Source organism: Streptomyces bacillaris, assembly GCF_003268675.1.
GTDB classification, from domain to species: Bacteria; Actinomycetota; Actinomycetes; order Streptomycetales; family Streptomycetaceae; genus Streptomyces; species Streptomyces bacillaris.
This window is the reverse complement of record NZ_CP029378.1, coordinates 1,635,654-1,657,785: the sequence shown is the minus strand read 5'-3', so window position 1 is coordinate 1,657,785 and position 22,132 is coordinate 1,635,654. Positions and strand designations below refer to the sequence as shown.

15 protein-coding genes are annotated in these 22,132 nt (G+C 70.4%); 11 read left to right on the top strand and 4 right to left on the bottom strand.

Going from position 1 to position 22,132, the window contains the following annotated elements:
* Positions 1-10 precede the first annotated feature (10 nt).
* The 8 genes from DJ476_RS06610 (at position 11) to DJ476_RS06575 (ending at position 17,537) form a co-directional block, all read left to right on the top strand.
* Positions 11-2,920, top strand: coding sequence for a helicase-related protein (locus tag DJ476_RS06610; protein WP_112490090.1), 2,910 nt, complete (start codon positions 11-13; stop codon positions 2,918-2,920).
* The gene (locus tag DJ476_RS06605) at positions 2,920-6,954 is read left to right on the top strand and encodes an Eco57I restriction-modification methylase domain-containing protein (RefSeq protein ID WP_112490089.1); all 4,035 of its coding nucleotides are present in this window, start codon (positions 2,920-2,922) and stop codon (positions 6,952-6,954) included. Before DJ476_RS06610 ends, DJ476_RS06605 begins: the two co-directional genes overlap by 1 nt.
* A complete protein-coding gene (locus tag DJ476_RS06600; RefSeq protein ID WP_112490088.1) occupies positions 6,951-8,597 on the top strand; it encodes a hypothetical protein in 1,647 nt (548 codons plus the stop codon). Before DJ476_RS06605 ends, DJ476_RS06600 begins: the two co-directional genes overlap by 4 nt.
* Positions 8,594-9,241 carry a hypothetical protein gene (locus DJ476_RS06595; protein ID WP_162638647.1) on the top strand — a complete coding sequence of 216 codons (648 nt, stop codon included), beginning with the start codon at positions 8,594-8,596 and terminating at the stop codon, positions 9,239-9,241. Before DJ476_RS06600 ends, DJ476_RS06595 begins: the two co-directional genes overlap by 4 nt.
* A complete protein-coding gene (locus DJ476_RS06590) occupies positions 9,238-11,334 on the top strand; it encodes an Hsp70 family protein (RefSeq protein ID WP_112490086.1) in 2,097 nt (698 codons plus the stop codon). The genes DJ476_RS06595 and DJ476_RS06590 overlap by 4 nt, the downstream gene beginning before the upstream one ends.
* Before the next feature lie 2 nt (positions 11,335-11,336).
* On the top strand, positions 11,337-14,294 hold the full coding sequence (locus tag DJ476_RS06585) for a GTPase (RefSeq protein ID WP_112490085.1): 2,958 nt from the start codon (positions 11,337-11,339) through the stop codon (positions 14,292-14,294).
* Entirely contained in the window at positions 14,287-16,029 is a 1,743-nt protein-coding gene (locus DJ476_RS06580; protein ID WP_162638645.1) for a GTPase, read from the top strand. The genes DJ476_RS06585 and DJ476_RS06580 overlap by 8 nt, the downstream gene beginning before the upstream one ends.
* 155 nt (positions 16,030-16,184) lie before the next feature.
* On the top strand, positions 16,185-17,537 hold the full coding sequence (locus DJ476_RS06575; protein ID WP_112490083.1) for an endonuclease domain-containing protein: 1,353 nt from the start codon (positions 16,185-16,187) through the stop codon (positions 17,535-17,537).
* Positions 17,538-17,603: 66 nt separating this feature from the next.
* Here the strand turns inward: DJ476_RS06575 and DJ476_RS06570 are convergent, their stop codons facing one another.
* Positions 17,604-17,789, bottom strand: a complete 186-nt coding sequence (locus tag DJ476_RS06570; RefSeq protein WP_103419635.1) for a DUF397 domain-containing protein — start codon at positions 17,787-17,789, stop codon at positions 17,604-17,606.
* Positions 17,786-18,655 (bottom strand): helix-turn-helix domain-containing protein, encoded by an 870-nt coding sequence (locus DJ476_RS06565; RefSeq protein ID WP_167480370.1) that lies wholly within the window; start codon positions 18,653-18,655, stop codon positions 17,786-17,788. The genes DJ476_RS06570 and DJ476_RS06565 overlap by 4 nt, the downstream gene beginning before the upstream one ends.
* A 169-nt stretch (positions 18,656-18,824) precedes the next feature.
* On the opposite strand from DJ476_RS06565, the gene DJ476_RS06560 reads away from it, so the two are divergent.
* From DJ476_RS06560 to DJ476_RS06550, 3 genes are all read left to right on the top strand, one after another.
* A complete protein-coding gene (locus DJ476_RS06560; RefSeq protein WP_112490082.1) occupies positions 18,825-19,304 on the top strand; it encodes an ATP-binding protein in 480 nt (159 codons plus the stop codon).
* A gap of 141 nt (positions 19,305-19,445) precedes the next feature.
* Positions 19,446-20,102, top strand: a complete 657-nt coding sequence (locus tag DJ476_RS06555) for a DUF433 domain-containing protein (protein ID WP_112490081.1) — start codon at positions 19,446-19,448, stop codon at positions 20,100-20,102.
* Positions 20,092-20,478: a PIN-like domain-containing protein gene (locus tag DJ476_RS06550; protein ID WP_030026459.1), complete on the top strand. Its 387-nt coding sequence runs from the start codon at positions 20,092-20,094 to the stop codon at positions 20,476-20,478. Before DJ476_RS06555 ends, DJ476_RS06550 begins: the two co-directional genes overlap by 11 nt.
* Positions 20,479-20,642: 164 nt before the next feature.
* On the opposite strand, the gene DJ476_RS06545 is transcribed toward DJ476_RS06550, so the two are convergent.
* Both DJ476_RS06545 and DJ476_RS06540 read right to left on the bottom strand, forming a co-directional pair.
* Positions 20,643-21,272: a uracil-DNA glycosylase gene (locus tag DJ476_RS06545; RefSeq protein ID WP_112492455.1), complete on the bottom strand. Its 630-nt coding sequence runs from the start codon at positions 21,270-21,272 to the stop codon at positions 20,643-20,645.
* A 105-nt stretch (positions 21,273-21,377) separates the two neighbouring features.
* The gene (locus DJ476_RS06540) at positions 21,378-21,896 is read right to left on the bottom strand and encodes a hypothetical protein (protein ID WP_318294422.1); all 519 of its coding nucleotides are present in this window, start codon (positions 21,894-21,896) and stop codon (positions 21,378-21,380) included.
* Positions 21,897-22,132 lie beyond the last annotated feature (236 nt).

The window sequence follows — 22,132 nt, the reverse complement described above, 5'->3', positions numbered from 1 at the left end:
GACTCACCCGATGACGCTCACCTACTCCGCCGGTTCCCTGGTCACCGCCCGAGGCCGCGAATGGGTCGTGCTCCCCGAGAGCGCCCCCGACATGCTCGTCCTGCGCCCGCTCGGCGGTTCCGACGACGACATCGCCGCCGTCTTCCCCGCCTTCGAGGACGTCAGAGGCGCCGAGTTCGCCCCGCCGTCCGCCGCCGACCTCGGCGACCACCGCGCCGCCGGACTGCTGCGCTCCGCCCTCCGCATCGGCTTCCGCTCCGGAGCCGGCCCCTTCCGTTCCCTCGCCGGCATCGCCGTCGAACCCCGCGCCTACCAGCTCGTCCCGCTCCTCATGGCGCTGCGGCAGAGCACCGTACGGCTCCTCATCTCCGACGACGTCGGCATCGGCAAGACCGTCGAGGCCGGCCTCATCGCGAGCGAACTCCTCGCCCAGGGCGAGGCACGCGGCCTTGCCGTCCTCTGCTCACCGGCCCTCGCCGAGCAGTGGCAGGAGGAGCTGCGCACCAAGTTCGGCCTCGACGCCGAACTCGTCCTCGCCTCCACCGTCTCCCGCCTGGAGCGCGGCCTGGACCTGGGCCAGTCGCTCTTCGACAAGTACCCCCACGTCATCGTCTCCACCGACTTCATCAAGTCCACCCGCCACCGCGACGACTTCGTCAAGCACTGCCCCGACCTGGTGATCGTCGACGAGGCCCACACCTGCGTCGCCGCCGACGACACCACCTCCACACAGAACCAGCTCCGCTACGAGCTGCTGCGCCGGATCGCCGAGGACGCCGAGCGTCACCTGCTCCTCGTGACCGCCACCCCGCACAGCGGCAAGGAGTCCGCCTTCCGCAACCTTCTGGGCCTGGTCAGGCCCGAACTGGCAGGCACGGACCTGGACTCCGACCAGGGCCGACGACTCCTCGCCCAGCACTTCGTCCAGCGCAAGCGCGCCGACGTGCGCCAGTACCTGACGACCGAGGACGGCCTCGGCGACGACAGCCTGGCCGAGCGGACCGCGTTCCCGTCCGACCGCTTCTTCAAGGACGAGACCTACAAGCTGTCCCCGGCCTACCGCGCCCTCCTCGACGACGCCATCGCCTACGCGAGCGAGCGTGTCGAGGCCGCCGACAGCCAGGGCAAGCGCGAGGCCCGTATCGCCTGGTGGTCCGCGATCGCCCTGCTCCGCTCCCTCGTCTCCTCCCCGCGCGCCGCCGCCCAGACCCTCCGTACGCGCTCCGCCGCCGCCGCTGCCGTCAGCGCCGAGGAAGCCGACCGCTTCGGCGCGCCCCTCACCCGCGACGCGGCCGACAGCGACAGCCTGGAGGGCATGGACGTGGCCCCCGGCGCCGAGACCGACGACGCCGGCGCCCGCCTCGCCGAACTCGCCGACCGGGCCGCCGCCCTGGAGGGCCCGGACGGCGACCTCAAGCTGAAGGCCCTGGTCAAACATCTCAAGGCGCTGCTCGCTGACGGCTATCACCCGATCGTCTTCTGCCGCTACATCCCCACCGCCGAGTACGTCGCCGAGCACCTGGACGGCAAGCTCGGCAAGAAGACCGTCGTCCGCGCCGTGACGGGCACGATCTCGCCCCAGCAGCGCATCGAGCGCATCGAAGAACTGGCCGAGGAGGCCGGCCAGGAGGCCGCCGCCCGCCGTGTCCTCGTCGCCACCGACTGCCTGTCCGAGGGCGTCAACCTCCAGCACCACTTCGACGCCGTCGTCCACTACGACCTCGCCTGGAACCCCACCCGCCACGACCAGCGCGAGGGCCGCGTCGACCGCTACGGACAGCACCGCGACGAGGTCCGGGTCATCACCCTGTACGGCAGCGACAACGGCATCGACGGCAAGGTCCTCGATGTCCTCATCAAGAAGCACCGCCAGATCAAGAAGGACCTCGGCATCTCCGTCTCCGTCCCCGACGAGACCTCCTCCGGCGTCACCGACGCCATCGTGGAGTGGCTGCTGCTGCGCGGCCGGGAGGGGGAGCAGGGCACCCTCTTCGAGGCAGACTCCTTCCAGCAGAGCTTCGCCGACCTGGAGGCCGACTGGAAGTCCGCCGCCGAACGCGAGACCCGCTCCCGCTCCCGGTTCGCCCAGCGGTCCATCCACCCGGAGGAGGTCGCCCGCGAGGTCCTCGCCATCCGCGACACCCTCGGCCGCGCCGACGAGGTGAATGACTTCGTACGGACCTCCCTCGCGGCCCTGGAAGCCCACCTGGTGGAGGCGGGCGACGGCTCCGGCGACTTCACCGCCGAGGTCAGCGGCACCTCCGCCGGCCTGCGCGACGCCCTCGCCCCCGTCGTCGGCTCCGCCGCCGTCGAAGGCGCCCGCCCCATCCCGTTCCGTACGACCTCGGCGGTGGCCCGGGGCGAGGCCGCCCTCGTCCGCACCGACCCCGTCGTCGGTGCCATCGCCGCCCACGTCCTGAACTCCGCCCTCGACAGCCAGGCCGACGGCCGCCGCCCCGCCCGCCGCTGTGGTGTCGTCTCCACCCGCGCCGTCGAGACCCGCACGACCCTGCTCCTCGTCCGCTACCGCTTCCACCTCACGCTGCCCTCCCGGCAGGGGGAGAAGCAGCTCGTCGCCGAGGACGCCCGCCTCCTCGCCTTCCAGGGCTCCCCGAAGAACGCCGTGTGGCTGCCCGAGGACCAGGCCCATGCCCTCCTCACCGCCCAGGCCGCCGACAGCGTCGACCCCGACCACGGTGAGCACATGATGACCCGGGTCCTCGGCCAGCTCCCGGCCGTCACCGACCACCTGGAGCAGTACGGCGACACCCTCTCCGCCGAACTCCACGAGTCCCACCGGCGGGTCCGCCGCGCCTCCGACGAGATCGTCCGCGGCCTGCGGGTCACCGCCCAGAAGCCGGCCGACGTCCTCGGCGTCTACGTCTACCTGCCCGCCGCGTCCGGAGAGGCCGCCGTCTGATGTCCGCCACCACCCGCAACCAGGTCTTCTCCGCCGTTCACACCGTCGGCGGCCTGCTCCCCGCCGACATGCTGATCCGCATCGCCGACGGCAAGGACGTCAAGGGCTCCGCCCCCGCCGACTACCAGGTCATCGGCGCCCGTTCCGTACGCGACGAGGCCGAACGCCACTGGGACTACCTGAAGTCCGTCTGGCGCGAACTGCGCGAGAAGCTGCCGGTCGCCCCGGACGCTGAGACCCCTGCCGATCCGACCGGCCTGGCCGTCTCCCAGTGGCTGGAACCGCTCTTCGCCGAGCTGGGCTTCGGCCGCCTGACCCCGATCGGCGCCACCGGCATCCCGGCGGACAGCGACCCCGACCGCGTCTTCCCCATCAGCCACCGCTGGAACCACGCCCTCCTCCACATGACGGCCTGGAACGCCGACCTGGACAAGCGCACCGGCGGAGCGGGCACGGTCCCGCCCCAGTCCCTCGTCCAGGAGTGCCTGAACCGCACCGAGGCCCACCTGTGGGGCGTCCTCACCAACGGCCGTCGGCTCCGGATCCTGCGCGACTCCAGCGCGCTCGCCACCGCCTCGTACGTCGAGTTCGACCTCGAAGCCATCTTCGACGGCGAACTCTTCAGCGAGTTCGTGCTCCTGTACCGCCTGCTGCACGTCTCCCGCTTCGCGGTGGCGGAGGGCGCGGCCCCGTCCGCCTGCTGGCTGGAGAAGTGGCGTACGGAGGCGATCGCCTCGGGTACGCGGGCCCTGGACCAGCTCCGCAAGGGCGTCCAGGAGGCCATCACCACCCTGGGCACGGGCTTCCTGCGCCACCCGGCGAACACGGCCCTGCGCGAGGACACGGACGTCAAGGCCCTGCACGGCGCGCTGCTGCGGCTCGTCTACCGCCTGCTGTTCGTCTTCGTGGCGGAGGACCGCGACGCCCTGCACGGCCCGGAGGCGACGGAGCAGGCGCGGGAGCGTTATGCGTCGTACTTCTCCTCGGCTCGCCTGCGCGCCCATGCCCGCCGCCGCCGGGGCACCGCCCACGGCGACCTCTACCAGGCCCTCCGGATCGTCCTGGATGCCCTCGGCGACGAGAACGGCCGCCCGGAACTGGGCCTGCCGGGCCTCGGCGGCATCTTCGACGAGACGGACGTGGACGCCCCGCTGAAGGGCCTGTCCCTCTCGAACGAGTACCTCCTCACGGCCGTACGCCACCTCTCCCAGGTCCGGGACGCGGGTTCGCGGCGCTGGCGCACGGTCGACTACCGCCATCTGGACGCCGAGGAGCTGGGCTCGATCTACGAGTCCCTGCTCGAACTGGTCCCGCAGCACAGCGCCGCCGACCGCACCTTCGAACTGGTGGAGCTGGCCGGCAACACGAGGAAGACGACGGGCTCGTACTACACCCCGTCCTCGCTCATCGAGTGCCTCCTTGACTCCGCCCTGGACCCGGTCCTGGACGACGCGGTCAAGCGTGGCGAGCAGACGGCGAGCGCGGCGGGCACCCCGGACCCGTCGGACGCGATCGTCCGCGAGCTCCTGTCCCTCACGGTCTGCGACCCGGCCTGCGGCTCGGGCCACTTCCTGGTGGCGGCGGCGCGCCGCATCGCGAAGCGGGTGGCGGCGGTACGGGAACGCAACCCGGAGCCCACCCTTGAGTCCGTCCGCCACGCGCTGCACGAGGTCGTCGCGCGCTGCGTGTACGGCGTGGACCTCAACCCGATGGCCGTCGAGCTGGCCAAGGTCTCGCTGTGGCTGGAGGCCCTGGAACCGGGCAAGCCGCTGGGCTTCCTGGACGCCCACGTGAAGCACGGCAACGCGCTCATCGGGGCGACACCGAAGCTGCTGCGGGGCGGGATTCCAGACGAGGCGTTCAAGCCGATCGAGGGCGACGACAAGAAGTACGCCAAGACCCTGGAGAAGCAGAACAAGGCGGAGCGGGGTGGCCAGCGGGGCCTCTTCGACCTCGGCGGCGAGACGAAGATTGCCAACACGGTCTTCGCGACGGGCCTGCGCCGCATCACCGGTGCCGCCTCGGACACCCTGGCCCAGGTGCGCCGGCAGGAGGCCGCCTACCAGGACTGGGCGGAGTCGACGGAGTACGTCCGCGCCCTGCACGTGGCCGACGCCTGGTGCGCCGCTTTCACGTGGCGCAAGAGGGCCGACGCTCCGATGGCGGTCACGGAGGAGGTCTTCCGTAACCTCCAGGATCCGACCTCGGACGCGGCCCCGCAGTCGACTCACGACGAGATCGTCCGCCTGCGGACGCAGTACCGGTTCTTCCACTGGCACCTGGAGTTCCCAGAGGTGTTCTCGGTCCCGGAGTCGGGAGTGGGGATCGATGAGGCGACGGGATGGGCCGGCGGGTTCGACTGTGTGCTGGGGAACCCGCCGTGGGAGCATCTTGAGCTCAAGGAGCAGGAGTTCTTCTCTGCACGCGCGGCGCACATTGCCGAGGCTGCGGGGGCGAAGCGGAAGAAGCTGATTGCAGGGCTTCCTGCGGGGGACCCTGCTCTGCACGAGGAATACGAGGCAGCCAAACGCGAGGTTGACGGAACGCGCCACTTTGCCAGCGGTTCGGGAGTATTTCCGCTGTGTGGGCGCGGCCGTATCAAGACGGACCCTGTCTTCACCGAGCAAGGGCGCAAGTTGACAGCGCCGCGCGGCCGAATGGGCGTGATCGTCCCGACGGGCATTGCGACGGATGCAACGACGCAGTACTTCTTCAAGGACCTGGTGCAGCAGGGCTCGATCGCGGCGCTGTACGACTTCGAGAACAGGGCCGGCCTGTTCCCGGACGTGGACTCCCGTATGAAGTTCAGCATCCTGTCCCTGACGGGCCGGGCACTGCGCGAGCCTGCCGCTCGGTTCGCCTTCTTCCTCCACGACCCGGCGGAGCTGGACGAGGCGGACAAGGCGTTCACGCTCACTCCGGAGGAGATCATCCTTCTCAACCCGAACACGGGCACGTGCCCTGTTTTCCGCTCTCGCCGCGACGCCGAGATCACCCTGGGCATTTACCGCCGTGTCCCGGTCCTGATCAAGGATGGTGATCCCAAGGGCAACCCCTGGGGTGTCTCGTTCATGCAGGGCTTGTTCAACATGACCAGCGACTCGCACCTCTTCAACACCCGCGAGGACCTGGAGGCCGAGGGGTGGCACCTGGAGGGGAACGCCTTCGCCAAGGGCGAGGCCCGAATGCTGCCCCTGTACGAGGCGAAGATGCTCCACCACTACGACCACCGCTGGGCTACCTACGACGAGGACGGCTCTACCCGTGACTTGCCCCTGGAGGAGAAGTGTGACCCGGGCGCGGTGGTTCTGCCTCGCTACTGGGTCGCTGAACGCGAGGTAGACGAGAAGCTGGCCTCGAAGCGCTGGAAGCGGAAGTGGCTCCTCGGCTGGCGCGACATCTGCCGTGCCACCGACGAGCGCACCGCGATTTCGTTCTCCTTCCCCAAGTCGGCGGTGGGTAACAAGATTCCCCTCATGCTGGCGGACCAACCTCCGGCTGCTCTGGTCGCGTTGATTGCCTGTCAGGGTTCGCTCGCCCACGACTTCGCCAGCCGACAGAAGGTCGGCGGAATCACCATGAACTTCTTCATCTGGCAGCAGCTTCCCGTACTAGCCCCGGGCGCGCTGCTGTCGCACTACCAATGGGTCGGCATCAGGGCCAAGGAACTCAGCTTCACTTCGTGGGATATGGCTCACCTTGCCCGTGACCTCGGCGACATCGGCGCCCCCTTCATCTGGGACGAAGACCGCCGTACCGTCATCCGTGCCGAACTCGACGCCCTGTTCTTCCACCTCTACGGGATCACCCGAGACGACGTCGACTACATCCTCGACACCTTTCCCATCGTCAAGCGCAAGGACGAGGCCAAGTACGGCACCTACCGCACCAAGGACCTCATCCTCGCCGAGTACGACCGGATGGCGGCGGCCGGCGTCAGCCTGACCAACCCCCTCGTGGACGGCGAGAACTACACCTCCACCCTCACCCCGCCCCCCGGCCACGGCCCCCGCCACGAAGGAACCGGAGAGTGACGAGTCCGCCGCCGGCCGGGGCACGGGCCGAGGCGGTCGCGCGGGAGCGGGAGCGGCTGCGGGCGCTCAGGGAGCGCAGGGAGGCTCAGAGCGCGGACTCGGGAATCGACGGGTTCACCGTACGCAGATGGCGGAAGGTGGGGGTGCTCGGAGCCCAGGCGGTGCCGCGCGCCCACACCCTGCTCCGGCGACTCGCCGACTTCGCGCGCGACACGGCTCACGACGTCGCGCATGACGCACTGACCGACGCCCTGCACGACGAACCGGACGACCGGCTGCTGCCCGCTGTCCGGGCCGTACTCGAACGGGCCGCCCCGGCCGCGGTCGCCGCGACGCTCACGGAGGTTCACGCAGGCGGCTTCCTGTGGCTGTCCGAAACCGGGGAGCAACGGCTTACCGCGCTGACGGCGGGCGACGACACCGTCGCCGTCTCCGGGAGCGAGGACCCCTCCGGGGCGTTCGCTCTCCTCGCCGCGTTCGCGGCGGAGAGTACGGCCGCCTTCCCGTCCCGGATGCTGCCGCGGGTGCTCCCCTGGATACCGCTGAGCGTCCTCGACGACCTGATCGACGCCGCAGTGGTCGGCCCCGAGCACCAGCCCTGGCAGTACCGGGCCGAGGAGACGGATCACGCGTACCTCAAGGCCCGGCTGGTCCCCGACCAGGTGACCGCCGAGCAGGCGACCACGCTGGAATGGACGGCCCGGGAGCGGCGGAACGCGTTCCTCGCAGGGGGCGAGTCGCTGCCCTTGGCCGACGACGTCTACGACCTCCTGGAGCGGGTCGCCGACGGCGACGCCTCGGTCGTGAAGGAGCTGGAACGGGAGCTGCCCCGTGACCTGGTGCTCCGGCTGCGCCGACTCCTGGACGGGGTCGCGGTCGGCAACTGGGACCGGGACATATGGGAGGACCGAGGATTGTGGCGGCTCATCTTCGCCCTGTGGGAGCCCAAGGCGGCTGTCAACCCGTCGCGCTCGCCGCTGCACGCGCTGATGGCCCTGCGCCAGGCCTACGACCTGCTGTGCATGAACGACCTCGCACGTGCCTCAGCCCAGATCGACAAGCTGGTGTCGTACGAGGCCGCTGACCCGGCCTGTCGGGCCGAGGCCCTCAACTTCCACGCGTACACGCTGCTGCTCCAAGAGGAACTCGATGCGGCGGCCCTGGTCCTGGAGGGCATCCGCGACGCGCACGAGCGGGCCGAGTCCAACCTTCGTATGCTCCGCCGGCGTCAAGCGGTTCAGCGCAACGACAGACCGGCGGCCTCCAACCCCTATCTCGACCTCGGGCTGCCGCACGGCGCACCGAGCTGGACGACCCGGTACCGGGACCTCCGCCGGGAGCATGTGCGTGATGTAGACATGAGCGCGCAGCTCAACAGCGCGATGAAACGCATCAGGGACGCCGAGCGTGACGAGGACTGGTCTGGCTTCTTCGTGCTGCCGCTCGACCTGGACGTGTTCGAGCTTCCGGACGAGGTGCCGGTCACGTTGGTTCCGCCCCTGGCCCCCCTGACCAGGCGAACGGCATCTCACTCTCCCGAAGGCCTGGGGCTCGTGCGGCAGCGGGCGGTGGCGGATCTGCTGCCCCACCTGCTCAACGCGCCCCGGCGCCCCGATCGCAACGCAAGGACGCACACACCGTGAAGAAGGTGCCCCGCAGCCAGCGGAAGACCCTGGTGGTTCCCAAGCGGGTTCCTGCCAAGGGGAACAACGGCCTCAAGCATCGTCGGGACAAGCGGCGAGCGGAGGCCGATGCCCCTGCTGCCCCTCCGCAGGCTTCCCGCCGACTCCCCGCAGACTCCCCGCGCACCTACCGCCCCGAGGAACTGCTCAGCCCCCACATGCTGCTTGCACGTTTCACCGAGCGGGCGACCGAGCTCCTGACCACTGTCCCGGAAGTGGAGAGGCCGACGCAGACTGCTGTGGCGGCTGCCCTGCGCCAGGCCGTTCTGGAGGCGTTCCGCTCCCGGGAGGAGTACGTGGCCCGGATGGTCGAGGTCGATCTGCTCGCCGGCGCGCCCAAGCAGAATGCCACCTCGCTTCGCAAGGGCATCCGTGCCGCCCTGCTGGACCAGGGAGTGCGGTGCGTGGACGCCCCCGACGGCGAACACGAGCTCTTCGTGGTGGTGGAAGGCGACGGTGAGGCGTTCGAGGTGCTGCGCCCGGCCTATGTGGACCAGGCCACCGGGAAACTGGTGCTCGCCGGGCAGCTGCGCCGCCTGCCCGGCCCGGACGGAGCAGGCTACTCAGCTGGGGGCGACGACGCCGCGAACGGGGAGGGCGTGTGACCGCGACCGGGATCGATTTCGGTACCACCAACTCCGTGGTGGCCCAATGGCTGGGCGATGACGTCGACGTGCTGTCACTGGACGCCCACCACATCGACGCCGACTGGCGTCACCCCGGCTTCGAGTACCTCTTCCCGTCGGTGGTGGGCATGAGCTCACTGCGCCGGGGAGCGTTGTTCGGCTGGGAGGCCAAGCTCCGCTCCGAAGAGGCGGCCGAGGCCTGCAAACGACTGCTCAAGAGCGACGAGTACGTCACGATCCACGGCCGCAGGTTCGCGGCCACGACGGTGGCGGCCGGTGTCTTCCAGGCCATGCGCAAGGGAGCGGAGCACAACCTCACCGCCATCGACCAGGCCGTGATCACCGTGCCCGCCAACGCCACGGGCGCCGCCCGCTACCGCACGCGCGCCGCCGCGCGGTTCGCCGGCATCGAGGTCCTGGCGCTGCTCAACGAGCCGACGGCGGCAGCGATCTCGTACGTGCACGAGCTGCGAGAGGCTCGCACCATCCTGGTCTTCGACTGGGGTGGCGGCACCATCGACGTCACCGTGCTCGACTACCAGGACGGGTTCTTCGAGGAGCTCGCTTCACGGGGCGTGACCGAGCTGGGGGGCCTGGAGATCGATCGTCGCCTGCGTGACCTCGTCCTCGAACGGGCTCCGGCGCGATCGGCGTGGACGCCCGCGCAGGAGCGGCAGTTCGGGCTGGACGTGGAGCGCAGCAAGATCCGCCTGTCCTCCGAGGAGTCCGTCACCATCAGGACTCCGGACGGCGACACCGTCGAGGTGTGGCAGGGGGAGTTGGAGGACGCAATCACCGACCTCGTGGACCGCGCTCTCGCGCCGGTTCAGCAGTGTCTCACCGACCTCCACATGGCTCCTCTGGACGTGGACGCGGTGCTGATGATCGGTGGCACGAGCCAGATCCCGAGTGTGCGGGCCGCGGTCGCCGAGGTCATGCAGCAGCAGCCCGTCGAGGTCGATCTGTGCGATCCCATGACTGCGGTCGCCCGCGGCGCCTCCATCGCGGCAGCCGTGCTGTCGGGGGAGGCTGATGGCGTGATCCAGGTGGCGACGAGTCACGCCCTGGGCACGGTCGTCACGGACGACACCGGACAGCGGGCGTTCAGCCAGATCATCCCGCGCAACTCACCCCTGCCGTGGAAGGAGCGCAAGAGCTACACGCCTCGCCGGGACAACGCACGCAGCCTTGCCGTGGAGATCTGGGAAGGAGACCCCGACCGTCCCCTCGACCACGCTGACAACGTGCAGCTGACGGACCTCCGCCTCATCTACCAGAATCCCCGGGTCCGCGAGGACTCCCGTTTCCTGCTGGAGTACACGTACGACACCAACGGGCTCCTGCACGTCAAGGCGACCCTTGAGCGCACCGGCGAGGAAGTGCTGAACGAGGAGATCAAGAGCTTCAGCTCCGGTGGTCCGACGCCGGGGGTGCGCAAGGAACTCGATGATCTGCTCGCGGGCAACACGGTCACCACGCTCCTGCCGACGCAGACGCGGAGGCGATCCGCGGGCTCGGCTTCCAAGGCGCTCGTGGTCGACGGCTCCAACCTGGCGTGGATCGGCAGGTCGCCCCGACGACCCGGTGTATACGGCAGGGACGACCGGCCCTCCTACGCCCAACTGCTGTCCGCGCGCGACGCCCTGGCATCGCGGTATCCCGATGCCGTGCTCCACGTGGTCGTCGACGCCACCTTCCGGCACAAGGTCGCGGAGGAGGAACGCGCCGCGGTGGACTCGGCGCTTGCTACAGGGGACCTCATCCAGCCCCCGGCCGGAACCGAGGGCAAGGGCGACGCGCTGGTCACGGCGATCGCGCAGGACACGGACGGAATCGTCGTCACCAACGACAACTACGCCGAACTGCAAGGCAGGTACCCCTGGTTGCGGGACAAGGAGCGGGTGCTCGGGGCCACCCTGACCCAGGGCATGTGGGTCTTCACGCCGCGCACCTGCGTACCACCCCGTCATCGGATCGTACGAGCGGAGGCGTTCCAGCAGTCGCGGGCCCTGATTCCTCCGAGCCCAGATCCACTGCCCGAGTTCAGGTACCACCGCCCCCACGAGGAGTAGTGATGACTGACGGGGCGGTGAACGACAGGACGAGCCTCAGAGCCGAGATGCTGGCGCTCCTGCTCGAACCGTTGGGGGTGGATGCCATGGTCGGACCGGCCGCACTCCAGCGATTCGCCAAGGAGGTGGACGCGGTCGCCCAGGCGCGCGGGTGTGCCGGCCTGCCGCCGTCCGGGAGCACGCTTCCGTGGGTGTCCGACGCGGTGGCGGCGTGCGTCGAGGAACACGAGCTGGCCCGTCTGGCAGTGGCTGGGGGCCGGACTCCGGCGCCGGGCGGGGGCAGATCTCTCTGGGAACTGAAGCGGCTGGAAGGACTGCGGACTCATCTCCAGGCGCTGGAAGGCGTGCCGGTGGAAGCGCTTCGGGCGGACGCCGCGGCGGTGGCGGCCGCGGAACGGCTGCTGCCCGAAGTCCTTGAGCCGTGCCGTAGTGCGGACCGGGAATGGCCCGAGGAGATCTGGCGCTCGATCCGTGAGATCGACATCGAGCCCGCGCTGGCCGACCTCAGTCGTCGACGAGGAGGCCGGAAGGCGGCGGAGGCGCGCGAGCTCGTGCTCAGGCACAGTGCCGCGGCGGCCCGGGATCTGCGGAACCGGGAGCTGGTGCCGCTGCTGGAGAAGGCGCGGGACTTCGTCGCCGCGGAGGAGTCGTACGAGGCGGTCCTGTCCGAGCGGCCGCAGTGGTGGCGCTGGCTCGCACCGGACGCGCGGTTCGGGCTCAGATCGGATCGACGTGACGCTCTGCTCTGGGCGATCGAGGTCCGTGACACCGGTGCCGTGTCCGGAAGCATGGTGGACATGCTCGCGGACGACAGCGTGCGGGCGCTGATCGGGCATATGCCCGCGACGGCGCCCGTGAACAGGGCCGTGTCTCCCGCTGCGAGCTCGGCCGCACGGCTCACGGCGGGGCTGCTGGCGGTCGCCTCCCGGACCGGCATCAAGGAGCTGCGGGCGTTCGAGTCCTGGTACACGAAGAACGTCGAGTCGTTCGACCGCGTGGCGGCGGCCATGGACCTGTGGCGAACCGAACCGGATCTCCGCGAGGCCCTCGGGGCCCTGGTCGGCGAGCTCGCGCCCGGGACGGTGGACACGAGCCGATCGGCCTACCGCGATATCCAGACCGCTCTCCGGGAGGAGGCCGAGGCCCGTCCTTCGCGAGCGCCGTACTCCGCGTACGCGATCGAGAGCGAGGGCCTCGTCGGGGTCATCCGCCGCATCGGAGCGCTCGAACGCGAACTGCGCGATGCCGTACGGGCCATGCCCACGGCGAGAGGCAGGCTGCGCGTGGCCGTCGCCGGAAGGACCAAGTCCGGGAAGACCACGCTCCGCAAGGCGCTGACCCGCGACGCGGACCGGACCGGGATCGGGCGAGGGGCGCATCGCACCACGCGGGAGACCTCCGCGTTCCACGTCGGCTCTGTGACGTACCTCGACACGCCCGGCGTCGCCGCGAAGGACGACGACCTCGACGCCACGCGTGCTCGGGCCGCGTGCGACAGCGCCGACGCGGTGATATGGAACTACGCCGACACGCTGCGTGAGGAGGAGTCCACCGAGCTCCAGCGACTCCTGCTCACGGGGAAACCCCTGCTCACTGTCGTGAATGTGAAGGGAAAGGTCGACGAACCGCACCGCCTTCAGCGCTTCGCCCAGGCCCCGGAAAGAGAGTTCGCGTCGGCGACGGGTCACACGGTCCGGATCGAGCAGGTCTCCAGAGCGGTCGGCGTCACGCCGCCCGTAGTCCTCCCGGTCCACTCCGGAGCCGCGCACGAAGCGTTGTCCACGGCGGACCGCGAGCTGGGGGACAGGGCCCTTCGGGCGAGCAGGTTGCCCGAGCTGGAGCAGTCCCTCACCCGGCTCCTGGCCGAGCGTGCAATTCCGCTTCGTGCGGTTCGCCTGGCCGAGGACGTGCGGGCGCCGGTCGCCGCGTTCCACGACCGGCTGATCGAGGAACTCCCCGGGATCGATCTCGCGCTTGCCGAACTCGAATGCTCGACGCCGCGTGACCGGGCAGAGTCGCTGGAAGCTTTCCGGACAGCGGGCCGGGACACGCGTGACCTACTCGAAGCCGAGCGCCACCGCGCCAAGGAGCGGGTGTCGGAGGTGGTTCGGGACCTGGGCGGCGTGGCTGACGCGCAGCGGTGGAGCGACTTCGTCACCGGTTTGGACCTGGAGGGTCTTCTCTCCGGTCTCGGGGACACGTTCGAGCAGGAGGCGCGGAAACGGGGGATGCTTCTGCGCGTGCGGGCGAGCGCCACGGACCATCAGGACGACGCGCAGCCGCGTGTACGACCGCGTCCTGATCTGAAGGAGCAGGCCGCGAGCCTGGGCGCGGCGGCCGTCAAGGGGGCGGCGACGGCCCTTCTGAGCTCCGTCGCCGCCAAGGGGATCCCTAAGAAGCTCGCGGTCCCTCCTCCCGCGGCGACGTTGGTCTACGCGGTGGAGGGCCTGGCCGGAGCGGCGAAAGCGGTGAGCGGTGAGGTTGCCCGCGCGCGGCGGGCGAAGGACGGGTGGACCAGCACGACCACGACCGAGGCTGAGGCCTGCCTCGATGACCTGTTCGACGGACTTGTGGCATGGTCGGCTCGTATCACCGATGACGCGACGGCTCAGATCGATGCCCGGTTCGAGGCGCGGTCCGCAGACATCAGGGTCACGCGGGAGCGGTTCGAGCGACTCTGCGGGCTGCGGACGGCCGTGCGGTCCGCCCTCGACGCGATCGACCTCGTCCTGGCGCGCCGGCTCCTGGCTCTCGCGGGAGGGGACCCGGCGGCGATCCGTCGGGCACGTCGGACACCGGGAGTCGAACTTCGTGTCTGGGCCGACGCGTCCCGCGTCGCGGGCGTGCGGTCGTGTCTGCGGGACCAGTTCGTGGACGTCCTCACCGAACGGATCGAGATCCGCGCGGATCTCGGATGGCTCGGCACCCTCGAAGGAACCGAAGGGAACACAGATGGCTGACGGTGGTCCGGTCGACGCGCCCACGATCGACGGGGGCCGAAGCGCTCTCGTACTCGCGCTGGCCGCACGTGCCGAAGAGGTCCTGGGCGCTCACCCTCGCACTCGCGCCCTGACCACGAGCCTGCCTCGTGCGGACACGAGCCCGCTGCGGATCGCACTGCTGGGCCCGTACAGCGCGGGGAAGTCCACGCTCGTCGCGGCACTGCTCCGGCTCCCGTCGGCCGACATCGTCGATCTCGTCGACGCGGCGCCCAAGACGCACGAGGCGACGTCGTACGAGTGGAACGGAGCGACGCTGGTCGACCTGCCCGGGACGCTGTCGGGTGTCGACGGGCACGCCGATGCGGCGCGGGGCGGCGTTCGTGGTGCGGACGCGCTGATGATCGTGACAACGAGCGAACTGCCGGGCGAAGCAGAGACCAGGACGATTCTGCGGGCTCTCGACGCTGACGGGTTCGCTGACCGGAGTGTGGTCGTCGTCAACAAGATGAACGCCGAGAACAGCGATCGCGATGTCGTCCTCGACGAGATCCGCGGGCGCCTCGGGCCTTTCGCCGACCGCGTCCCGATCGTCCCCACCGACGCACGCGACTACATCGACGCGCTCCATGACCCCACTCTCCCGCCCGATCAGCGACAGTGGCTTGTCGCGGAGAGCGGTATCGACGCTCTGGCGGCCGAGTTGCGGAGAATGACCGCGCCCGGTGTCAGCGGTGTCCGGCCCAAGGCTCAGGCCTTCGAACTCCTTCGAGTGCTGGCGGACGCCGAGCGGCAGTGGGTTCTGGACGGCGAGGAACTCGATGCCGCGGAGAGCGCGAAGAAGGTCGAGGAGTCGATCTCGCGGGCGAAGGAGCGTGTGCTGAGCGCCCTGTTGAGAGGGAGTGAAGTCGTCGCTTCCAGGATCACGACGGCCGGAGACAGGGCCGCTGCCGGCGTCTCGGAGAAGGACGGGGTCGTCCCCGACCGCGTCACTCGTGCCGTCCAGGAGCAACTGGAGCGTGCGAGCAATGAGTTCGACGCGAGTTTCTCTTCGTCGGTGAGGACGGCCTTCGACGCGCTGGTCGCCGAGTACGGAACCGGTGTGCCCGAGCCTGAATCCTGGGGGAACGACCTCGAAGCACGCGAGACGACGTTCGACGGGTCCCCGGATGGCACGCCACCGTTGACGCAGGGGGTCAAGGAAGCGGCGAAGAAGGCCGCGAAGGTGGGTACCGAGAAGGCGGGCGAGTGGATCGGGAAGATCGCGGACGGCGGTAACGGGCCGGGAAGCGCGGCCTCCGCGGTCGTGGAAAAGCTCAGCAAGAACCGGGTGGGCCGGAAGATCCTCGACGCCGGAGGGAAAGTCACCAACGGCGCGGAGAAGTTCAAACCGTGGGGCAAGACCAAGGCGGCCGGCAAGGTAGCCGGTACGGCCCGCAAGGTGCAGTGGGTGCTGGCAGTCACAGGGCCGTTGATGGACCTGACGAGCGTCGCGCAGGACCAGAGCAAGTGGATGGCGCTCAACAAACGGCGGAAGCAGATCAAGGATCACTTCGACGAGGAAGCGCGCGAACAGCGGACCGCTCTCACCGATGCCGGTGAGCGGTACCTGAGCGAGTGGATCACCGAGGTGGAACGGTCGCTCAGCGGTCTCACGAAGCGGGGCTCGGACATCAAAGCCGAGCGTGAAGCGGCCCTGACGGCGATCAAGGGCCTCCGCGAAGAGGCCGAGAAGCTGGTCGGGCCGACCCGCTGACCTGACGGACCGTGGTCCCGGCGGTGAACGCGCCCCGTGATCACGGCCGCCGGGACAGGCGCTCAGGTTCCGATGCGAACCCCGCTGACCGCGACCAGGTGTCCCGGCCGGGGCGCTCGGACCCGTCGGCGTGTCGGCGCCGTTAGCCTGTCGGCATGACGGAGCGTGTCGTGCCCGGCCGTGCGGGCGGCCTGATCACCCTGGAGGCCGCGGACGCGCTGTGGGTCGGGCTGACGGCCGGCGGCGCCGTGCTGACGGCTTCCGGGGTGTTCACCCGCTCGCCCGCCACCCGTGCCCGGACGGGGTACGTCCTGCTCGGGAGCCGCGTGGTCGCGACGGCCAGGGCGGGCGGCGGTCGGTGGGGCGTCGCGGAGCGCGAGGTGCGCCGGGCGGCCGTGGAACTGGGCGCGGTGGTCATGGACCGGCGGGACCTGGTCCGCGTCGGCCCGTTCCGCGGAGCGCCGGAGCCTGAGCCGGAGCGCGACGAGGAGACGCCGCTGCGCTGGCGGTGGCGCGTCGCGGGGGAACTGGGGGAGCCGGGCGGCCCCGGGCGCGGGACACGGCACGAGGACGGCCGGCCGTGTCATCTGGTGGGGATCGACTGGCGACGGCTACTCGTGGAGCACAGCTCCGACGGGACCCGGCGGACGTGGTGGCTGCCGCGCGCGGTGGTGAGGCTGCTAGACGCGGCCGAGCACGCCGAGAGGCGGTGGCTGCGAGCCGCGTGGATCAGTGAGACGGGCACGGCCGTGGCCGAGCCGTCCTCCCACCCCCGGCGGGCCGAGGACGCCGACGGGCGGCGCGCGACGAGCGCCGAGAGCCCCGCCGCCTCATTGCGCCCGTATGGCAGGGAGCTCGAAGGCCAGCTGTACTCGGTGTTCAGCAGAAAGCCCGGCATCTCCCAGAAGGTGGCCGGGTGGGTGTGTGCCGTCTGTGGCGGCGAGCCCGCCACGGTCCTCGATCACTGCCACGAGCACGGCTACGTCCGCGCCCCCGTCTGCCAGTCCTGCAACACGCGGGAACGTCCCGACCATCTGTACGCCAACGACGTCCGGGTCGCGAACCGCTACACCCGCCTCTTCCATACCGACGCCGACGACTGGCTTCGCCACTGGCATCGCTGCACCGGCTGCCGCGCGCGCACCACCCTGCCGCTGCCGCACCTCGCCGCGTGGACCGCCTTCATAGCCTGCCGGTCACTGCGCCCGACCCACCGGGCCCCGCGCGGGCGCGAGCCCTGCGGCACCCTGCGCGTGTCCTGGGCGGGTAGTCAGAACGCGCCTCGGTCCTGCCTGTTCACGGTCACGGTCGATTTCTGCCCCGCCGGCGAGCACCGTGTCCTGGCGCGGGTCTCCTACCGTGAGGCCGCCGAGCGGTTCCGTGGCTGGCTCGCCGAGACGGCCCCCGCCGTGGCCGCCGCGTCCGGCCCCGACCGCCTGGACGGCCTCCCCGCCCAGCCCCGGCCGGTCGTCGTGGATCCCGGCGGCGAGGGCCTGGGACTGTTCTGAGCCGAAGAGCCGCCCGCCGCGTACGGCGACGGGCGGCTCCCGCGTAACACAGGACGGGTGTGCCGCTCAGTCCTCCGCCGCGTACCGCACGAACCGCGTCCAGCCCTCGCGGCCGACCGCAAAGGGCCGGCGCTCCACGTCCTTGGAGTCCCGGACGTGGACGGCCTGCGGGGTGACGGCGACCTCGACGCAGCTGTCGCCCTGGCTGCCGCTGTAGCTGGACTTGAACCAGGCGAGTCCGGTCGTACTCATAGCTCTCCTCGCAGTTGCTCCAACAGACCCCGGGACTCCTTGGGGTTGAGGGCCTGTGAGCGCAGTGTGTCATAGCGCTGGTGGAGCAGACTCACCTCTTTCGGGTCGGAGATCAGCCGCCCGTTCTGCTGCCCCTCGGAGTACCCGAGCCGCCGCCCGTCTGGGGTCTCCAGGAGTTGCAAAGGCCCGTCCAGGCACGCGTGCAAACCCGCGTCCAGGGGGATGACCTGCAACGTCACGTTGCGCGGCGCGCTCGCCTCCAACACGTGATCCAGAAGCTCCCGCATCTCCTCCGTGTCGCCGAACCGGCGCCGGAAGACGTGCTCTTCCACGATGAAACTGAACGGCACAGTCGGCCGCTCCCGCAACATCCTCTGGCGTTTCTGCCGCGCGGCGAGCTGTACGTCCAGCTTTTGATCGGTCAGCAATGGAATGGTGCCCTCGAACACCGCCCGGGCGTACGCCTCCGACTGCAGCAGCCCCGGCACGAGCCGACACTCGTACGTGTACAGGCTGACCGCCACCTTCTCAAGGCGTGCCCACCGCCGGAACCACACCGCGAGACCCGCCTCGGCGCGGGTGAGGAACGGGGCGGACCTCCGCAGCGCCCCCGTGTTCCCCAGGGCCCCTTCCCCTCGCTCGACGAACGCCTCGTCCGGCATCCGCCGCCCCAACTCCACCGATTCCACCGTGTGCTTGGAGAAGCGGACGATCTCCGCGAACTCGGCCCTGCTGAGCCCCGCGTGCTCCCGCAGGGCCTGTACGACGGCCCCGAAGGTCCGCAGGCTGTCCGACGGATCGGGCTCCCGGCCCTGCTCGTCCGTCTCGCCCGCCCCGTCCGTCACGATCTCGACGTCCTCAGCCACCCGCGGCCACCTCCCGACGCACCCGTACCTCGACCGCCGTCCCGGCGATCGACAGCACTCAGCGTGACGCGTACGCCCCCGTACCGTCTACCGCATGTGCCCGTACGCTGACGCAGCGTACGGGTCTCGCTCCTGGCGCGTGCTCCCGCGCCCCCGCCACGCTGGCCTCATGTACGCGACCGGACCCCACCAGCACTCCACCGTATGGACGTTCGCCCAGCGGCTGTCCTCGACCCGTCGCGGTGCCCGCCTCGCCCGCCTGCTCGTCGCCGAGCGGCTGACGGCCTGGGAGGTGTCACCCAGCGTGGCCGAACGGGCGGTACAGATCACCGCCGAACTCGCGGCCAACGCCGTCCTGCACGGCCGTGTCCAGGGCCGTGACTTCCGGGTCGCCCTCACCTGCGCGGCGGCGTCCGGCGGTGTCCGCATCGAGGTCACCGACCCGCGCGGCGAACGGCTTCCCACCCCATCGCCAGGCCCCGGAGGCATCCCCTCCGACACCGAGTCGGGCCGAGGGCTCCTCCTGGTCGCCGCCCTCGCCGACCGCTGGGGCGTGGAGCCGTACCCACCGAGTGGCAAGACGGCGTGGGTCGAGATCGGGCCGGGCGGTGCCGCCCGAAGTCACGAACCCGGACCCCCAACCCGTTGATCGCCTCGACGGTGGCCGCCCGGTGTACTCCGACAGCCGACCACCGACGAGCAGCCCGGGGGAGGGTGCGCACAGAGCCGCGCGGGCAGGCTTGGTGTGGAAGGATTCGAGTATCCGAGGACGGCCGGGAGGAGGGCAGCCATGATCGACAGGTTCACGGACGGGCTTCTCACACCGGCCGAGACGTCGTCCTACCTCCAGATTCCCTCCTCCACCCTGCACAGCTGGCTCCAGGGGAGGGCGGCCGGAGCGCCGCTCGTCCACAGTGTCGACCCCGTGCGGCGAGGACAGCCCTCGGTGCCGTTCGTGGCGGTGGCCGAGGCGTACGTCCTGCGGTCGCTGCGGGACCTCGGGCTCAGGATGAGCGAGATCAGGGAGGCTGCCGGGGCGGTGCGGGCGGCCTTCGACACGCCGTATGGCCTTGTCTCCCGGCGCATCGCCACGGACGGCGTGGACATCTTCATCGAGCACGCCCCCGACGACCTGCGCAGGGCCCGTGACGGGCAGGCGCCGATCCGGGAGGTCGTCGCGGACTACCTGCGCTACCTGTCCTGGGACGCGGGGGACGATTTCCCGTCCAGTCTCCGGCTGCGACAGTACCCGGCCTCCGTGCCGGTCGTGATCGACCCCCGGTTCGGGCACGGCCTGCCGGTGATCGAGGCCAACCGGGTGCCGGTGAAGGCGCTGACCGACCTGTGGGAAGCCGGCGAGTCCGTCGAGGACATCGCGTACGAGTACGACATGGAGCCGGAGCAGGTGGACGCGGTCCGCCAGGCTGTGGTGCGCCTTGCCGCCTGAGTTCTTCCTCGACCGCAACCTCGGACGGCGCGTCGCCGAGGAACTGCGTGCCCGTGGATGGACCGTGCACAGGATCGGCGAGGTCTTCGCGGGCGACGCCCAGGACGTACCGGACGAGGAGTGGATCCTCCACGGGCTCGCCCAGGGGTGGGTGCCTCTGTCGAAAGACGGGCGGATCAAGACACGCGACCGCGAGATCCGGCCGGTCCACGAGCACGCGGCCGTACTCTTCTATCTGGATAACCAACAGCTCCGCAGCCTGGAGATGGTCGAGCGTCTCCACATCTGCCGCGAGGCGATCCACCGGGCGGTCGAAAGGGGCGGCCCCGCCGCCTATGCCGTCCGAGCGGACCGCATCGAGCGCACCTGGCCTTGACTCTCGCACCGCCCCCGCCACCCCCTCCGGGTGGCCGCCCCCCCGCCGGGCGGTGCGCCGCGCGTCCATGCCGACTCACAGCCGATGGCGTCGTCCCCGTCGTGGTCCAGCTGGTGCGGGTCGCGAGCCGACCGAGGCGGACGGGAGGCCGTCTTCCGGCGCTGTCAGGCCCGGAGTATGTCGGCCACTTGGTGGAGCGCGTCCTCGCGGTGCCGCTCGCGCGCCGCGCGGACCTGGGGGTCGGGCGACCACAGTGCCTGCCGGCCCGGGTGGTACGTACGCACCACCTGGAAGTGTTCCTGGCCGGCGAGGGCCGGGTGCGCCTTCTCCAGCCGCCGCCAGGTGGCCTGCGCGTCGCCGCCCTGGAGCAGGACGACGCGGAGGTCCGGCATCAGTCCGAGGAGGCGCACGAGGGCCTCGGCGCCGGCCTTCTGTTCGGAGGCGTCGGGCTTTCTGTTGATGTACCAGGGATAGGCGTTCCAGGGCGTGACGTCGCGGGCGTCGATGCCGGCCTGCTCGAAGGCCCGGCACTGACGCTCGGCGGTCGGGTCGTCGTTCTCCGTGCACAGGAAGCCCGAGCCGGTGCCGTCCTGGGTCTTGGGCCCCGGATCGCGCAGCATGGACAGCACGCGCGCCTCGGTTCCACCGTGCCAAGGAGCGACGTACGGCATCCAGCCCCTGCCGTCCTGGTCCCGCAGGCCGTCGACCAGCTCGTTGATCGCGCGGACGTGTGCCGCGTACCGGTTCCGCTCCTGGTCGGTACGGAACGTCTCGTTCGCCATCTGTCGCGCCATGTCGTCCTCCCCTGCCGTCTCCACCCGAGTGCACGTCGACAGGGGCGGTGCTCGGACTCCTACGCTAGAGGGTGGCACTGACATGTGGGGGCGAGGCCCGAGACGTCAGAAGACGGGTAAGGGCGGCAGCCAGCCCACCGCGCGGAGTGTCGGCATGACCCGGGTGATGACGTACGCCATGACCGGGGTCTCGTCGTCGTCCACGGGGAAGTACAGCGCGTGCTGGAGGGGCTTCACGGCCTGAGGGTGCTCCAGATCGACCAGGGGGAGGTCTTCCTGGTCGAAGGCGGGTTCCAGCGTGACGCCGGGACGGCTCGTCAGAGTCCGCAGGAGCGAGAGCCCGCACTGCGTGGCGAGTTGCGCCGTGGTGAGGGACTTCTTGAAGCCGGCCCGGTCCGAGCCGGTCCTCGGTATGACGGTCCAGGCCATGAGGCGCAGGCGACCCCTTCCGGCGGGCACGGCCTCGATGCCTGCGCGGCGGCGGCCGTGCAGATTGGCCAGGAGGGCGGGCATCTCGGGAACCACCGACGGCTGGTGGAGGACCAGGTCCCGCTCACCGTTGTCCCAGCGGGTGTCGTGCAGGGTGAGTTCAGGGCGACCGGGCAGGACGAGACGCCATTTCACGGCGGTCCCGTTCTCCGTTGATCCGGAGCAGGTGGCTCCGTGGCGCGTCGCGCGGGTGCCTGACCGCCGCAGGGTCAGCTGGTCCGTAAGTCTCATGACGGTTGAGCTTCTCCTCAAGAAGTGTGGCCGTGCGGCCGTCTGGCGGTCACTCATGCCGCCCGGATTCGCGATCGTACACAAATTCGCATGAAGTGTGGCAGGAAATATCTGTTGACGACGTCAACGTCTCTACGTCA

Coding starts and splice junctions, on each gene's coding strand:
- DJ476_RS06585 (WP_112490085.1), top strand. CDS start 11,337: ATGACTGACGGGGCGGTGAACGACAGGACGAGCCTCAGAGCCGAGATG.
- DJ476_RS06610 (WP_112490090.1), top strand. CDS start 11: ATGACGCTCACCTACTCCGCCGGTTCCCTGGTCACCGCCCGAGGCCGC.
- DJ476_RS06580 (WP_162638645.1), top strand. CDS start 14,287: ATGGCTGACGGTGGTCCGGTCGACGCGCCCACGATCGACGGGGGCCGA.
- DJ476_RS06560 (WP_112490082.1), top strand. CDS start 18,825: ATGTACGCGACCGGACCCCACCAGCACTCCACCGTATGGACGTTCGCC.
- DJ476_RS06575 (WP_112490083.1), top strand. CDS start 16,185: ATGACGGAGCGTGTCGTGCCCGGCCGTGCGGGCGGCCTGATCACCCTG.
- DJ476_RS06545 (WP_112492455.1), bottom strand. CDS start 21,272: ATGGCGCGACAGATGGCGAACGAGACGTTCCGTACCGACCAGGAGCGG.
- DJ476_RS06570 (WP_103419635.1), bottom strand. CDS start 17,789: ATGAGTACGACCGGACTCGCCTGGTTCAAGTCCAGCTACAGCGGCAGC.
- DJ476_RS06555 (WP_112490081.1), top strand. CDS start 19,446: ATGATCGACAGGTTCACGGACGGGCTTCTCACACCGGCCGAGACGTCG.
- DJ476_RS06605 (WP_112490089.1), top strand. CDS start 2,920: ATGTCCGCCACCACCCGCAACCAGGTCTTCTCCGCCGTTCACACCGTC.